Source organism: Desulfovibrio mangrovi, assembly GCF_026230175.1.
GTDB classification, from domain to species: domain Bacteria; phylum Desulfobacterota; class Desulfovibrionia; order Desulfovibrionales; family Desulfovibrionaceae; genus Halodesulfovibrio; species Halodesulfovibrio mangrovi.
The window spans coordinates 3,131,787-3,146,527 of the sequence record NZ_CP104208.1; the positions used below are offsets into that span (position 1 = coordinate 3,131,787).

Genomic DNA, 14,741 nt, shown 5'->3' on the forward strand with positions numbered 1-14,741 from the left:
CTTTATTCATCAAGAGGGTATTCGTGTGGGTCTGTATCTGTCAACGAATTCAAGGTGAACTATCTACAATCCCAAACAAAAACGGCCCGCAGTATTTGCTGCGGGCCGTTTGTCATCTTACCAATCGCCGTAGTCCGGCATCCACTCCAACTAATCATCCACATACTGCGCCAGCACGTCGATGACCTTCTCGATGGGGTCTTTGCGACCTTCGGATGCATCGCGCAGGGCGTCTATATGGCAGCGCAGAATGTAGCGGCGCAGAATCAGCTTGCTGGCGGACTGCAGCGCAGAACGGGCGGCACGGACCTGCACGAGGATGTCCTCGCACTCCTTGCCATCTTCGATCATGCGCTGAATGCCGCGAATCTGACCTTCTATGCGTTTAAGCCGCTTCTGGACGTTCTGTTTAACGGCTTCCTGTTCTTTGTTCATTTCGGCTTCGTTCATGGGCTCTCCTTGCAATGCCTGCCGTCCGATTTATCCACACGGGAAGACAGACGCGACACATTGCAACTTTTTACGGAAAGCTGCAACTCATACCCCGGAAACAGGAATTCCCTGTTGGCGGGATGATGGCCGGATGATGCTCCGCCCTTGCGGAGCCTGCCGCTTATGCCGGAATACGCCGATTACAGAGCCGGAACCGTTATTTTGTTTTCTGGTTCGTACGCTTCATGTGGTGCTGCATCATGCTCCTGCGGGGACCCTTCGTCTTTGCGCCGTTCAGGTAGGGCATGACCTGCTCGTATATGCGGTCGCGGTTGTCCGGCACGTACAGGTTGGGGTAGTTGGTGCCCCCCGTCGAGGTCATGGCTGCGAACACGCGCTGGTAATACACGTCGTTCTTCAAGTCCGGCAGCGAGAATATGTTCAGGCGTGCAGGGGCCAGATAGCGCGGTACCTTCTGGCCGGGCTGGCCGCCGGAGAAGATGATGGCCTGATACGTGGCATCCTCCATCATGTAGCTGTAGAATTTCTCGGCAGCCGTGGCGGTGGCGGGGTCCAGATCCTTACGGGCGATGTAGGCGTCGCCCAGAATCACATTGCGGGTGGTGTCGCCAATGGGCAGGGGCGATATGTGCCATTCCTCCGGCTTGGCCCCGTACTGCATCATGTACCACATGCTTTCGGAAAAGCCCTGCAGGGCTGCGTAATCGCCCTTTACCGTGCGCTCGAAAATGGGCGTGAAGTCGTTGTAATAGGTGCCGTCCACGCAGGGGTTCTTGCCGTCTTCAATGCACAGGTTGGAGGCAGCGGCCACGTTGCGGGCGGAGGACGGGACAACAGAGCCGGTAATGGCGGGCAGCAGGTCGTTGTAGCGGGGACGGTCTTCGCCCCACGCCTGCGTGTAGTACAGCACCAGATAGGAGGTGCCCGCATAGTTGCCCGCAAGCCACGGGCCCTTGGGCTTGATGGTGCGGATGCGGTTGTTCAGGTCCTTCACGCCCTGCGACTGGGTGAGAAACTGGTCGCGGGAGATGAGAAAGTTGCCGCACAGCCAGTGGGGCACACCGTAGCGCACGCCATTGACCGTGGTGCCCTTCACGATGAGCGGATGCCAGTCTTCACTGGTGAAGGTCTGGGGACGGATAATGCCCTCCAGCGCGAGGTCGCCCATCATGATGGTGTCCGTTTCCACGATGTGCGCGCCGCCCTGCTCGGTGGAATTGGTCAGCACCTCCCGCAGGAAGGGCAGCTCATACACGTTGTGCACCGATGCGGGCACGAGCACGAGGTCTATGTCCGGATTCTTCTTCTCAAAGCCCTTTTCCACGATGGCGAGCATGCTGTCGAAGCTGCCGGGAATGTCGGGATAGGGCACCACCTTCAGCACCGTGCGCTGGGGGCTGCCTGCCATGGCGCAGGCGGCCATAAGAACAAGGCACAGGACCGATGCGATGCCGGCCGTAATGCGGGTAACTGTCTGTCTGAACTGCATGTGTCTCTCCTTGCGAGGCTGAACTAAGATGTTATCACATAGTCTATATTACAGTTTTTTGGCAAGGCCGGGGTGAGCTGAATGCAGGTGAGTTCCGTTGTGCGATGACCGGAAGAGGTGGGGAACCGGATTTGACGGGCCGGAAGGAATAGGCGGAATGGGGCTGGAATACAAAACCGCCGCGGTGCATTGCGCCGCGGCGGTTAATTGTCAGGATGGTGCCGGATCCGGCGGGGGCTATTCTTCGCCGCTCTCGTCGCCGGAATCGCCGCCTTCGAGCGAGCGGGTGTAACGGCAGCTCTTTTCAGGGCAGGCAATGTGCTTGCCGCGCGCCTTGGTGGTCTTGATGGTCAGCACCTTGGAATCGCACTGCGGGCAGGGTTCGGCCACGGGCCAGTCCCAGAGGGCGTAGTCGCACTTGGGGTACTGGTTGCAGGAGTAGAACACCTTGCCGCGCTTGGAGCTTTTTTCCACCAGCATGCCGGTTTCGCAGCGGGGGCATTTCACGCCCGTGGAGAACGGCTCGGTGTGCTTGCAGTCCGGATAGCCGGAGCAGGCAATGAACCGGCTGCCGGTGCGGGCCTTCTTCACAACCAGGTCTTTGCCGCACTCGGGGCAGGTGCCCGCCTTTTCGGGCTCTTCCTGCGGGCGTTCCACAATCTGGATGTTGCCGTCTTCATCGCGGGTGAAGTTCGTGGTGTTCTTGCACTCGGGGTAGCCGGAACAGGCAAGGAAGGTACCCGCCTTGCCGAACTTGATGATCATGGGCTTACCGCACTCGGAGCAGTTCACTTCGGTGGTCAGACCCTGTTTCACGGCTTCCATCTCAGAAGACGCCTTTTCAAGCGTGGGGTCGAAGTCCTGCACGAAGTCCTTGAGCAGGTCCACCCAGTTCTGTTCGCCTTCCGCCACCTTGTCGAGGGCGTCTTCCATCTGCGCGGTGAAGCCCACGTCCATGAGGGTGACAAAGTGCCTGCTGAGCTTTTCGCAGACCACGCGGCCAAGGTCGGTGGGCACGAAGTGCTTGTCCACCAGCGAGGTGTAGTCGCGGTCGATGAGCGTGGAGATGATGGACGCGTAGGTGGAAGGACGGCCGATGCCTTTTTCTTCCAGCTCACGCACTAGCGAGGCTTCCGTGTAGCGCGGAGGCGGCTGGGTGAACTTCTGTTCCTTCTCGAAATTGGTCAGGGTGACGACTTGCCCTTCTTCCAGCTTGGGCAGCTCTTCGCTTTCCGTACCCTTCTGCGGGGAAACCGCAAGGAAGCCGGGGAAGAGCATGCGCTCGCCCTTGGCGCGCCAGTGGGTGTTGGCGGCAGTCACGGTCACGGTGGTGTCGTGGAATTCGGCAGAGGCCATCTGCGAGGCCACAAAGCGTTGCCAGATGAGCCGGTACAGGCTGTGCTGCTCGCGGGGGAGCAGGTTCTGCACCATATCCGGCGTCAGGGTCACATCGACGGGGCGGATGGCTTCATGCGCGTCCTGTGCGGCGGACTTGGTTTTGTAGAAGCGGGGCTTTTCCGGCAGGTATTCCTTGCCGTACATGTCGCCGATGAGGGAAAGCGCGGCCTGCTGCGCCTCGTCCGCAATGCGTACGGAGTCGGTACGCATATAGGTGATGAGCGCCACGGTGCCCTGCTCGCCCAGTTCCACGCCTTCATAGAGGCGTTGGGCAATGGACATGGTGCGCTTGGCGGAATAGCCCAGCCGCTGGCTGGCGAGCTGCTGCAGGGTGGAGGTGATGAAGGGCGGCAGCGGCTGGCGCTGGCGCTTTTTCTCTTCCACCTTTTCCACGGTGAACTGCGCTTCCTTGACGGCGGTCTCAATGGCGGCGGCGGTGTCGCCGTCACCCACCACGGGCTTCTTGCCGTCCACCTTGTGCAGCTCTGCACGGAAGGGGGGCGGGGTGGCGCCGGACAGCTCCACGCGCAGGGTCCAGTACTCTTCGGGAGTGAAGGCGTGGCGCTCGGCCTCGCGGTCCACGATAAGGCGCAGGGCCACGGACTGCACGCGTCCGGCGGAGATGCCGCGCTTTACCTTCTTCCAGAGCAGGGGGGAAAGCTTGTAGCCCACAAGGCGGTCCAGAATGCGTCGGGCCTGCTGGGCGTCGAAGAGATTCTCGTTCAGCGGGCGCGGGTGTTCCAGCGCTTCGCGCACGGCGCGGGCGGTAATTTCGTTGAACTGGATGCGGCTGATGTTCTGGTTTTCCTTCTTGATCAGCTCGGCCACGTGCCATGCAATGGCCTCTCCCTCGCGGTCGGGGTCGGGTGCGAGATAGACATTGTCCGCACCGGCTGCGGCATCGCGCAGGGCGTTCACGACCTTCTGCTTGCCCTGTATGACCTGATACTTGGGCTTGAAGTCCTTTGCTTCATCCACGCCAAGGTCCTTGGTGGGCAGATCGCGTACGTGGCCCACGCTTGCGTGCACCATATAGTTGCGCCCGAGGAATTTCTTGATGGTTTTCACCTTGGCCGGTGATTCCACGATAATCAGGTCTTTGCCCATGAAAAATCCTATCGTCCGTTGATGTTTCCCGGAGGCTCGCATACAGTCGCGCCGGAATGATTGGGTATCGTTCCGGGAGGCGAGTGTTGCTTTCCGGGCCGGAGTGGTCATTATAATATGAAGCCTTGCGGAAGCAGGCTCCGCGTGCCGTTCCGTTTCAGGTAGGGGAAAATACGACAAATGCCAATGGCGTCAAGTGAGGTTTTCCCTGGTCCCGAACGGTTTTCCTCTACGCGGTCGTTAGCTATAACAGGAAAATATGCAATGAGAAAAGTAGTAATTCTCTGTGGTTGCCTTGCCTGTGCGTTGTTTCTTTCCGCATGCGCCAAAGCACCCTATACGGGCCGAAACCAGCTGATGATTATTTCACAGCAGGAAGAACTGGCCTTGGGAAAGAAAACCGCCAATGACGTGCTGAAAACCGAAAAGCGCGACACGACAAGCGAGAACTCCAAGGCCGTGACCCGCGTGGGCAAGAACATTGCTGCGAGTGCAGGGCGTGATGATTTTCAGTGGGAGTTCAACACCATCCTCAAGGATGATATGCCCAATGCCTTCTGTCTGCCCGGAGGCAAGGTCTTCGTGTATACCGGCATTTTCAAGTACATTAAGAATGATGCCGAGCTCGCCGCTGTTATGGGGCACGAGATCGGGCATGCCATCGCCCGCCACGGGGCGGAGCGAGTCTCCACGGCGCTGGCGGCCCAGACGGGCGCTGCCGTGGGCATGATTGCGCTTTCCGGCCAGGACCTGTCGCCCGCCACCAGAGCCGCCATGGGCGCAGCCTTCGGCGTGGGCGTGAATGTGGGCGTCATTCTGCCCTTCTCGCGCGTTCAGGAATATGAGGCTGACCGGGTGGGCCTTATACTCATGGCCAAGGCCGGATATGACCCCCACGCCGCGCTGGAATTCTGGAGGGCCTTTGCCCAGCAGCCGGGGAACAAGCCGCCGGAGTTTCTTTCTACCCACCCCGCTTCGGAAAATCGCATAGAGGCCATCAAGGAGCTTATTCCGGAGGCCATGCAGTATTACAAGAAGCCTCAGTAGTATTGCCTGCCATTAACGGCACGGAATTGATACGAGCTGTTCAGGGCCGCCCTTCGGGGCGGCCTTTTCTTGTTCTGCAAACAAAAGAGGCAACGTGCCGGTTATGCGCGCTGCCCCCAGAAACGACTAAGCGGTCCAAGGAGCCACCCTTGAACCGCTGAAATTTTTAGTCGCAAAAGAAAGAAGGTAATTTGTTTATAGCAGGAGGTGTGCCAAAAATTCTTTGTCGACTGTTGTTTGTGCTATATTGAATGATAACAGTGCGTTGTGCGTTGCTGCGGGAGGAGTGGACGTCCTGTGTAAAGTACAAAATCTTTGCCCACAGGGCGGGAAAAGCGCAGGTAGCAAGACGTGAGTTTAGATTTTTGTATTTCTCGGTGGAAGAATAATATATTGAAATAGCAGTGTTTATTTGTCTTGGTTTCCTGTGTTCGAGGATGCAGAGGCTGGCCTGACTGCACATGGCGCGACAAACGGACTTTGATTAAAAAATTTATACTGGGGATGGAACTCATCCTGATGAGGCGGTTTAAACGGCAAAGTGCCGGACTGCATATGCAGTCCGGCACTTTGCCGTTGGCGGGATTGTCGGAGTGTGGAAGAAGCGCTCGGGTGAGCGTTGCCCGTGCTCTACTGAGCGCAGAGGGTGAGAAGAGCCTTCCTGTTCATCCCCGCCATGGAGAGTTTAGTCATTTCTGCTATCGGTCGTATCGTCTGATTCGCGGGAGTCCGCATGGAGGGCGTCTCCCGGCATGTCATTCATTTCCTGTGCGTTGTTCTCTGTATCCATTTCATTTGACGATTCGCCGCTATGCTTTTTCATGAGCTTTTTCTGGAGCTTTTCTTCTTTCTTTTTACTTTTTGCCAGATCCTTCTGACGTTTTTCAAACTTGTAGTTGCGAGGCGGCACTGAAGGGCTCCTATTCGGTGTGGGTTCGGGGAAAAGAAAAGCGCCCGCCTCGCAAAAGAGACGGGCGCCCGTAACCGATGCGGATTCCGCGAGGGAAAACTACCAGCGGCTGCGCTGTTCGCGGGGCTTGGCTTCGTTAACCTTAAGGTTACGTCCGCCGAACTCGCGGCCATCAAGATTGTGGATGGCTTCAGCTGCGCCGGCGTCATCCATTTCTACGAAGCCGAAGCCACGTGCGCGGCCGGTTTCGCGGTCTTCTACCAGATTTACGGAAGTGACGTTGCCGTAAGCTTCAAAAGCTGCACGAACGTCGTTTTCGGTAGCGGACCAGGGGAGATTGCCGACATAAAGTTTCTTAGACATGAGAGTTCCTTGAGAGAAAAAAAATATATTTGGTATGGTGCCCGTGCGCCAAAAAAAAGGGCAGCTCTATCAGTGCGTAGGCTGCTCCTTGATATTCCTGTTGATTCAAACCAGCGCTGGTCAACATTCGGACCGCGCCTCCACGGGTGCCGCTGGTATGTGAGCCGTGAAGCTCTCCTGTCGGCTGAGATAAGTCAAGGGATATTTTTCAGAAGATGTGTTTCGAGTCTCTGATGTTGAGGTGTTGCTGCAGTATTGCGATTGGTTACGTCGTAAAAAAATAATTAGGACATATTTTGAGACGTAAAGGGCAGATGCTATCTGTCTGCTGTGTACGTTTTATGGAAGAATGATTTTCCCCCATAAACGACTAAGCGGTCCAAGGAGCCACCCTTGAACCGCTGAAATTTTTAGTCGCAAAAGTAAGAAGGTAATCTGTTTATAGCAGGAGGCGTGCCAAAATTGGTGTGAAAATGTGCTATTTCATTTTTATTAATTAATACATTTAGTTGCAGTGATGTCTTTGGGTTTGCCAACTTTCGTCGCAGTAAGAGAATTTTTACCAGGAGAACGCCTGATACCCTGTTCTGGGGGGGCGTGGTTCAGAATTTTGTACCTTTTGTGTGTCATGCAACTAGATAATATTATTGTGTATTAATTGTTTTGATGCGGTGCGGTGCAGGCTTCAGGAAAGGAGTTTTCCGGTTTGAAGGGGGCTGGGGCGCATTAATTCAAAAATTTATACTCCACACCTTGGGGCCTGATGATAGGCTGAAAAGCAGGAGTTATTGTCAGAGGCATTATTCCACCGGCGGGTATCAATATGCGAATTGTCGTCATGTTATTGGGCCTTGTTCTCTTTTGCTCTCCTGTCAAAGCGGAGACCTATCGAATCGCCACGTTGGATGGAATTACCTACGCGGACATTTCCGCTATGGTGATCAAGGCGTACGCGCGGCTGGGGCATAACGCGACGGTTATCAATTATCCGGGAGAGCGCGCCCTCTTTCAGTCCAGCCAAGGCATTGCAGATGCCGAACTTGTACGCACGGCCATCGTGGGGAGGCTATATCCCACACTGGTCAGGATTCCCGTACCGATTGACACTGCCAGAATTACGGCGTTCATGCGTAAGGGGTTGCCTCCTGTCCGCAATTGGGAAGACCTTTTGCAATACCGGATAGGTGTGGAGATAGGGTTCAAGAGCGCAGAGTTTTACACCCGCGATATGAACGTAACCGCGTTCAGTGACCGCGAGCGCATGTTCAGGGTGTTGGATGCCGGAAGGCTGGACGTGGTGGTGGTTCTAAGGAGGATTGGCGACCAAGTGATCAACCGACTTAATTTACAGAATGTTTACGCCTCAGATCCTCCGTTGTCTGTGGAACCGCTTTATCATTATGTTCACAAGAAGCATGAAACATTGGTGCCGGAACTGGCCAGAGTGTTTACGGAATTGCTGGCGAACGGCACTTTTGAGAAAAGTAAGCAGGCTCAACAGCTTACGCCGTGAAAAGAGCGTTTGGAGGGGGGCGGCTTGAATGCGCCTGGTGACCAGCTTCAGGGTAAGCCCTGTTTGTGGAGCTTGGGCAGAATATGCCCCGTACGCAGGTAGAATGTGGATCGGGCAGGCGCAGAAAGCGGCGGGTGAGAAAAGTGAAAGTAAAAGAATTGTAGTGGCCAGATGCGTCATTTGCCGGAGCTTTGCATCTGGGGGATGTCTTGTGTTATGGTGTCGGTTCCATAGTATCAAATGGGTTCAGGCGCGGTTTCTTTCGTTGGGGCCTGAATGCCGAACATGTAGTGGCGTCGATCCGGGGGATCGGAGGGTTCAGAATGCGGTTGTTCATGACTCTGCTGGTTCTGTTGGTCTGTTTTCCTGCCATGGCCGGGCAGGTCTATCGTATTTCTGCCTTTGACATGGAGACGGCGCAATCGCTTGTCCCTATCGTCGTTGAGGCTTACCGGCGTATAGGGATAACCGTGGAGATTGTGCCTTTGCCCGGAGAAAGGTCGCTGGTCATGGCCAACCGGGGCGAAGTGGACGGAGAACTGGCGCGCATTCCGTTGATCGGCGAGTTGTATCCGAATCTTATTCAGGTTCCCGTCTCCATCGGATCATATGATGGTGTCGCTTTTTCCAAGAGCAGTGTCCCCCCTGTGCAGGATTGGGATGATCTGCGCAAGTACAGGGTTGGTGTGGAAATCGGCGTGAAGTTTGCCGAGACCGGAACCAGAGGCATGGACGTGGTCAGTTTTGATGACCGCCGCAAGATGTTCGAGATGCTGGGCGTGGGCAAGATAGACGTAGCCGTGCACCTGCGCGAGACGGGGCAGGCGGAACTGCGTGCCTTGGGCATTACGGATGTCTATGCCCACGAAAAGCCGTTAACCTTGCTGGTCATGTATCACTATGTCCACCGCAAACACGCGATGCTCGTGCCCCAGCTTGCCAAGGCGCTGGAGGAGATGGAGAAGGACGGCACCATGGCGAGGCTGCGTGGCAAAGAGAATTGACCGGTATGATACGTAATGCAATACAAAGGCCGGACAGCTTTTCGCTGTCCGGCCTTTTTCATATCCGTGCCTCGTGAGGGTGAGGCTTAGGCGATCCAGTCGTCGTCTTCCTCGATGGGAGCGAAGCCGCGGCGCATGGTGTTTTCCGTTACGCAGCGGGGATCCATGAACTGCAGCAGGTAGTCGGGGCCGCCGGTCTTGGAGCCCACGCCGGACATCTTGAAGCCGCCGAAGGGCTGGCGTTCCACAAGCGCGCCGGTGTTGTTGCGGTTCAGGTACAGGTTACCCACGCGGAAGTCCTTGCGGGCCTTTTCCAGATGCTCGGGGCTTCTGGAGAATACGCCGCCGGTCAGGGCAAAGCGGGTTCCGTTTGCGATATCAAGCGCCTCGTCGAAGGTCTTGGCCTTCATTACCGCAAGCACGGGGCCGAAGATTTCTTCCTGCGCGATGCGGTGGTGCGGCTTGATGTCGCCCACGATGGTCATGGGCACATACGCGCCTTCGGAAGGAATGTCGGTGCGCTTGACCAGAATCGTGCCTTCCTGCTCGGCGATCTTGATGTATTCGTTCACGTTGCGCTGCAGGCTAACGTCTGCCAGCGGGCCCATGTAGTTGGCCGGATTTTCGGAAGGACCGATCTTCACGTCGCCGGCAGCCTGTACAAGGCGGTTCACGAAGCGGTCGTAGATGGGTTCCACCACGATGACGCGGGAGCAGGCGGAGCACTTCTGGCCCTGGAAGCCGAAGGCGGAGTAGAGCACGTGCAACACTGCTTCATCAAGGTCGGCATCGTCGTCGATGATGATGGCGTTCTTGCCGCCCATTTCTGCGATAACGCGCTTGCACTGCATCTGGCCGGGCTTGACCACGCTGGCCTTGTTCTGGATGTGCAGACCCACTTCCATGGAGCCGGTGAAGCAGATCATGCTTACCTTGGGATGCTCGATGAGGTAGTCGCCCATCACGGAGCTGCGGCCGGGGCAGAAGTTGAATACGCCTGCGGGCAGACCGGCTTCGCGGAACACCTCGGTCAGGTTGTAGCCCACGCGGGCGCTGATGGAGGATGGCTTGAACACCACGGGGTTACCCGTGACGATGGCGGCAGAGGCCATGCCGATGGAAATGGCGAAGGGGAAGTTCCACGGCGAGATGACCGCGGCGATGCCCTTGGGCTGGTAGAACAGCTGGTTGTGTTCGCCGGGTGCGCGGCCCATGCGGCGCGGGCGGCCGAGGCGCAGCATCTCGCGGGCATAGTATTCGAGGAAGTCGATGCCTTCGCCCACGTCGTGGAATGCCTGATCCCACTGCTTGCCCACTTCCAGAATCTGCCATGCGGAAAGCTCGTAGGCCTTCTTGCGGGCCACTTCAGCAGCCTTCATCAGGTAGTTGGCGCGGTCTTCGGGAGACACGTCGCGCCACGTGTAGAAAGCGCGTTCGGCAGCGTCCAGCGCGGCATCGATTTCAGCCACGCCTGCCTGACACATGTCCGCCAGTTTTTCGGAGTAGTTGGCCGGGTTGGTGGTGGGGATGACGTCGTCGGTCATCACGTCCTTGCCGTCGATATACAGCGGAATCTTGCCGCCCATGCGGGAGCGGATGTCCTTGATGGCTGCGGGGAAGGCGGAGCGTGCCTCCGGCACGGTGAAGTCGATCATGGAATCGTTCACGAAGAGCGGAATGCCCTGTATGCCTTCGTGGAATCCGGCAGGCTTGGGCGCGGGCTTGGCGGCCAGTTCGCGGTCCAGCGTCTTCTGCGGGTTTTCAAGCAGGCGTTCCATTTCCGCGCCGTCTGCAAAACTCTGGCGCAGGAAGGATTCGTTGGCGGTGTTTTCCAGCAGGCGGCGTACAAGGTAGGCCATGCCGGGAATGAGATCGCCGTAGGGGCAGTACAGACGCACGCGACCGGCAACGTTCAGCAGGCCTTTGCGTACGGGTTCTGCCATGCCGTAGAGCACCTGGAACTCGTAGCGGCTTTCAGGCACGTTCAGTTCACGGGCTGTTTCCATGACCGAGGAAATGGAGCGGATGTTGTGCGAAGCGCAGGCGAAGTAGCAGATGTCGCTGTTTTCCAGAATCACGCGGGCCTGACGTTCAAAGGCGATGTCGGACTCGGGCTTGTGGGTCCACACTGGAACTTCCCAGCCGTTCTGCTTGGCCACAACGGTTTCCATATCCCAGTAGGCGCCCTTTACCAGACGGATGGCGATGGGCAGGCGTTCGGTGCGGGCCCACTTGATGAGTTCGGCGAGGTCATGGTCGGTGCAGCGCAGGTAAGCCTGCAACACGATGGAAAGATGCGGGTAGTCGCGGAACTCGGGCATGGTGCGCAGGCGGCGGTAGAGTTCCAGCGTGATTTCGCGGTACTTGAGGGATTCCATGTCGATGCACAGGAAGCCCTTCATCTCCATCACCTTGCGGTAGATGGGGATAAGGCGGTTAATGATGCCCTGCACGGAGCCTTCAACATCCACGGACTTGGCCTGTGAGTAGAGGGCGGAGGGCTTGATGGAAACGTTCACCTTGGGGGTGTAGCCCCAGTCAAGGGAGGCGTCGCCGCCCTTGCCGGGAAGGGCCTTCCACTTGTCCTGTTCCTTGGCAATGGCGTCCAGCACCTCAAGGTAGCCGTCACGGTAGGCATCGGCTTCTTCTTCGCTCACGGTTGCTTCGCCGAGCAGGTCAACGGTGAAGGCGAATCCGTCCTTGCGCAGCTTGGCAAGGCCTTTGACCGCTTCCTTGGTTTCCTGTCCCACGATGAACTGGCGGCCCATGCCTTCAATGTTGGTGCGGATGGTTTTTTCCATCAGGCCGGAGGTGAGCTTGCCCAGCAGGCCGTCTGCCTTGCCTGCGCCCCACTTGAGCACGGCGGGAACGTCCTGGTCTTCACCGGAGAAATATTCGCGGATATGGCGGGAAAGGGATTCGGAGGTGTTCAGATAGGGGAACACGTCCACGAAACGGAAGAGCTGAACCTTGAAGTCTTCATTCTTCATGGCCCAGTCCATAACTTTGCCGGTCCACCAGCCTTTGTTGAATATGGACGGCGCCTCGCCGCTGATGCTCTTGAAGAATTCCTTACCGCGCCCGACTATGCGCGTATCAAGACCTGTATCCATCACGTCTCCTCCTTCGTTATCTCCTGCCGGCGTTGCGCTTGAGGCACGCCAGCCGAGCTGACTGTTCGCGTAGGGAAACCGTTTCCTGCCACAATGCCAGAGATTGCGTCCGGAAGCCATGGCGCAGGAAAGCCCTGAAGGGGAAGCGTGATGTCTATGCGGCAACACGCTTGGGACAGGTGTTTTCGTGCGGCAGACAACAATTCGGGCCAGCAGGCATGAAAATGCCGACTGTCGACATTTTGTGTATCGAATAAAATGGCGACTGTCGACATTTTCTGTGTGAAATAATAAAAGTAAGTTATTGCGTGGCTTTGCAGTTGCGATTAAAGCGTCGCTTCAGGCTGTTGCGGTAAGTCGCGGAGGGGGGGGCGGAGAGGGCGGGTAGCGCGGAGGGGGGAAGGCCGATTACAGGAAACACGAAAAGCCGTCGATCTGAGACCTGCATTCATCGGAATACCCCGATGTTCTCTGAGGCGTCAGGCAAGACGGCTTTGCGTCAGCCCATGGGCTGTACGGCCAAAAGCCAATTATTTCATGCGATAGGTGATGCGTCCGCGCGTAAGATCGTACGGGGAGAGTTCCACCTTCACAGAATCACCAGGAAGAATGCGGATGTAAAACTTACGCATCTTTCCGGAAATGTGGGCAAGTACATCCAACCCGTTTTCGAGGGTCACCCGAAACATCGCGTTGGGCAGGGCTTCCTGCACTACACCTGCCACCTCAATGGCGTCTTCCTTGGCCATGCTACCTCCATGCAGCAAACAAAATGGGAGACGAAGGTATAACGGTCATTGGGCCAGTATCGGCCAAGATCTTTACGATCAACCGGTACACCGCTGGTTGTCTAACGCAAACGCCTTTCCACAAAAAAAATCACCTGTCAATACAGCGTAGCGGCAAACAGCACAGTTGCGCATGATAATTCGCTACAAGTATTCATTTCTCCGTTTGCCCTGAATACAGAGGAACAGGCCGTAGGCGATCATGGGCAGGCAGAGCAGCATGCCCATGGTGAGCCAGCTGAAGGCGATGAAGCCGAGTTGGGCGTCCGGTTCTCTGAAGAATTCCACGATGAAGCGGAAAGAGCCGTACAGGATGAGGAACAGGCCGGAAACGCAGCGGCGGGGCGGGCGTCTGCCGGAGAAGACCCACAGCAGCACGAACATGATCACGCCTTCAAGGGCGGCTTCGTACAGCTGCGAGGGGTGGCGCGGAAAAGGACCGCCGCCGGGGAAGATCATGCCTACTTCCGCCGTGGTGTGGCGTCCCCATAGCTCGCCGTTGATGAAGTTTCCGATACGACCGAAGAACAGTCCGGGCGGAACCAGCGGGGCGGCAAAATCGCCGATGTCGAAGATGCTGATCCTGTTCTTTCTCGCAAAGAGCCAGAAGCAGATGATAACGCCCAGCAGACCGCCATGGAAGGACATGCCGCCGTTCCATACGTGCAGCATCTGAATGGGGTTCTGAAGATAATATGTCAGGTCGTAGAAGAGGATGTAGCCGATTCTGCCCCCCAGCACCACGCCCAAGATGCAGGAGGTGAGCATGTCGTCCACCATGCCTGCGTTCCACCCGGAACCGGGTTGTGCTGCTCGGTATCTGCCGAGCAGCCATGCGGCAAGAAAGCCGAAAAGGTACATCAGGCCGTACCAGTGCACGGACAATGGGCCTATGGAAAAGGCTACCGGATCAAGCATGGGGTAGGTGAGCATTAAACGCCTCTCAGGTATTGAACTCTTGCCATAGGTACCCCGTTGTTGCGCCTTCCGTCAACGAACCTGCGGAAGGGATGAAAATAAATGGCCAATACATTGCCGTAATTCTGTAGAAGAGCTACAATGGTAGTATGAAAGATATATGATCTCTTGCGGGCATGCATTGCAACACAAGTAAGGGGGTCCATATGGATATCGCCAAAATTCTTCTTCCGGTTGACGGCTCCGAGCATTCCGTGCGCGCCGCGCGCGAGGCGGCCGAATGGGCCAAGCATTTCAAGGCGGACATTATTCTGCTGCATTGCAGCGTGGTGTTCCCCAACCTGAAACTCAAGGGCGACTATGCCCGCGAAGCGGCCGAAAGCGCCAACAAGGCGCTGGGAGCCGCAAGAGACGTTCTGCAGGATCACGGCATTCGCTACATGGAGCGTGTGATTGACGGCTCGCCCACTGACGTGATCAGCGACCTTGCAGAGCGCGAGAAGGTGGACATGATCGTCATGGCCCCCCGCGGCGTGAACCCCTTGCAGGGGTTGCTCCTCGGCAGCGTGACCGAGCGGGTGCTTAAAACCGCACCGTGCCGCGTGTTGATCGTTCGCTAACTCACCACAGCTACAGAA

The 14,741-nt window shown here is 56.9% G+C and carries 12 protein-coding genes; 4 read left to right on the top strand and 8 right to left on the bottom strand.

Annotated elements, in window-relative coordinates:
* Positions 1 to 150: 150 nt before the first annotated feature.
* The 3 genes from N1030_RS14015 to topA form a co-directional block, all read right to left on the bottom strand.
* On the bottom strand, positions 151 to 450 hold the full coding sequence (locus N1030_RS14015) for a metal-sensitive transcriptional regulator (RefSeq protein WP_265826098.1): 300 nt from the start codon (positions 448 to 450) through the stop codon (positions 151 to 153).
* A 199-nt stretch (positions 451 to 649) separates the two neighbouring features.
* A complete protein-coding gene (locus N1030_RS14020) occupies positions 650 to 1,942 on the bottom strand; it encodes a type 2 periplasmic-binding domain-containing protein (protein ID WP_265826100.1) in 1,293 nt (430 codons plus the stop codon).
* A gap of 237 nt (positions 1,943 to 2,179) precedes the next feature.
* Complete coding sequence (topA, locus tag N1030_RS14025; RefSeq protein ID WP_265826101.1) at positions 2,180 to 4,447, bottom strand: type I DNA topoisomerase; 2,268 nt, start codon at positions 4,445 to 4,447, stop codon at positions 2,180 to 2,182.
* A gap of 264 nt (positions 4,448 to 4,711) precedes the next feature.
* Between topA and N1030_RS14030 the strand changes: the two genes are divergently transcribed.
* The gene (locus N1030_RS14030; protein ID WP_265826102.1) at positions 4,712 to 5,494 is read left to right on the top strand and encodes a M48 family metallopeptidase; all 783 of its coding nucleotides are present in this window, start codon (positions 4,712 to 4,714) and stop codon (positions 5,492 to 5,494) included.
* A 685-nt stretch (positions 5,495 to 6,179) separates the two neighbouring features.
* Here the strand turns inward: N1030_RS14030 and N1030_RS14035 are convergent.
* Together N1030_RS14035 and N1030_RS14040 are read right to left on the bottom strand one after the other, a co-directional pair.
* Entirely contained in the window at positions 6,180 to 6,404 is a 225-nt protein-coding gene (locus N1030_RS14035; protein WP_265826103.1) for a hypothetical protein, read from the bottom strand.
* Positions 6,405 to 6,503: 99 nt separating this feature from the next.
* Entirely contained in the window at positions 6,504 to 6,767 is a 264-nt protein-coding gene (locus tag N1030_RS14040; protein WP_265826104.1) for an RNA recognition motif domain-containing protein, read from the bottom strand.
* 823 nt (positions 6,768 to 7,590) lie between these two features.
* Between N1030_RS14040 and N1030_RS14045 the strand changes: the two genes are divergently transcribed.
* Together N1030_RS14045 and N1030_RS14050 are read left to right on the top strand one after the other, a co-directional pair.
* Positions 7,591 to 8,280: a substrate-binding periplasmic protein gene (locus N1030_RS14045; RefSeq protein WP_265826106.1), complete on the top strand. Its 690-nt coding sequence runs from the start codon at positions 7,591 to 7,593 to the stop codon at positions 8,278 to 8,280.
* 323 nt (positions 8,281 to 8,603) lie between these two features.
* The gene (locus tag N1030_RS14050; RefSeq protein ID WP_265826107.1) at positions 8,604 to 9,284 is read left to right on the top strand and encodes a substrate-binding periplasmic protein; all 681 of its coding nucleotides are present in this window, start codon (positions 8,604 to 8,606) and stop codon (positions 9,282 to 9,284) included.
* Positions 9,285 to 9,370: 86 nt separating this feature from the next.
* On the opposite strand, the gene N1030_RS14055 is transcribed toward N1030_RS14050, so the two are convergent.
* The 3 genes from N1030_RS14055 to lgt all read right to left on the bottom strand — a co-directional run bounded on the left by N1030_RS14055 (position 9,371) and on the right by lgt (position 14,118).
* A complete protein-coding gene (locus N1030_RS14055; RefSeq protein ID WP_265829072.1) occupies positions 9,371 to 12,397 on the bottom strand; it encodes a proline dehydrogenase family protein in 3,027 nt (1,008 codons plus the stop codon).
* A gap of 530 nt (positions 12,398 to 12,927) precedes the next feature.
* Positions 12,928 to 13,146, bottom strand: coding sequence for a translation initiation factor IF-1 (gene infA, locus N1030_RS14060; protein WP_174406646.1), 219 nt, complete (start codon positions 13,144 to 13,146; stop codon positions 12,928 to 12,930).
* Positions 13,147 to 13,329: 183 nt separating this feature from the next.
* Positions 13,330 to 14,118, bottom strand: coding sequence for a prolipoprotein diacylglyceryl transferase (gene lgt / locus N1030_RS14065; protein ID WP_265826108.1), 789 nt, complete (start codon positions 14,116 to 14,118; stop codon positions 13,330 to 13,332).
* Positions 14,119 to 14,309: 191 nt separating this feature from the next.
* On the opposite strand from lgt, the gene N1030_RS14070 reads away from it, so the two are divergent.
* On the top strand, positions 14,310 to 14,723 hold the full coding sequence (locus N1030_RS14070) for a universal stress protein (RefSeq protein WP_265826109.1): 414 nt from the start codon (positions 14,310 to 14,312) through the stop codon (positions 14,721 to 14,723).
* Positions 14,724 to 14,741: the final 18 nt, after the last annotated feature.

Excerpts from the sequence above, each read along its gene's own strand:
- N1030_RS14015 (WP_265826098.1), bottom strand. The coding sequence starts at position 450 with ATGAACGAAGCCGAAATGAACAAAGAACAGGAAGCCGTTAAACAGAAC.
- N1030_RS14020 (WP_265826100.1), bottom strand. The coding sequence starts at position 1,942 with ATGCAGTTCAGACAGACAGTTACCCGCATTACGGCCGGCATCGCATCG.
- topA (WP_265826101.1), bottom strand. The coding sequence starts at position 4,447 with ATGGGCAAAGACCTGATTATCGTGGAATCACCGGCCAAGGTGAAAACC.
- N1030_RS14030 (WP_265826102.1), top strand. The coding sequence starts at position 4,712 with ATGAGAAAAGTAGTAATTCTCTGTGGTTGCCTTGCCTGTGCGTTGTTT.
- N1030_RS14040 (WP_265826104.1), bottom strand. The coding sequence starts at position 6,767 with ATGTCTAAGAAACTTTATGTCGGCAATCTCCCCTGGTCCGCTACCGAA.
- N1030_RS14045 (WP_265826106.1), top strand. The coding sequence starts at position 7,591 with ATGCGAATTGTCGTCATGTTATTGGGCCTTGTTCTCTTTTGCTCTCCT.
- N1030_RS14050 (WP_265826107.1), top strand. The coding sequence starts at position 8,604 with ATGCGGTTGTTCATGACTCTGCTGGTTCTGTTGGTCTGTTTTCCTGCC.
- N1030_RS14055 (WP_265829072.1), bottom strand. The coding sequence starts at position 12,397 with ATGGATACAGGTCTTGATACGCGCATAGTCGGGCGCGGTAAGGAATTC.
- infA (WP_174406646.1), bottom strand. The coding sequence starts at position 13,146 with ATGGCCAAGGAAGACGCCATTGAGGTGGCAGGTGTAGTGCAGGAAGCC.
- lgt (WP_265826108.1), bottom strand. The coding sequence starts at position 14,118 with ATGCTCACCTACCCCATGCTTGATCCGGTAGCCTTTTCCATAGGCCCA.
- N1030_RS14070 (WP_265826109.1), top strand. The coding sequence starts at position 14,310 with ATGGATATCGCCAAAATTCTTCTTCCGGTTGACGGCTCCGAGCATTCC.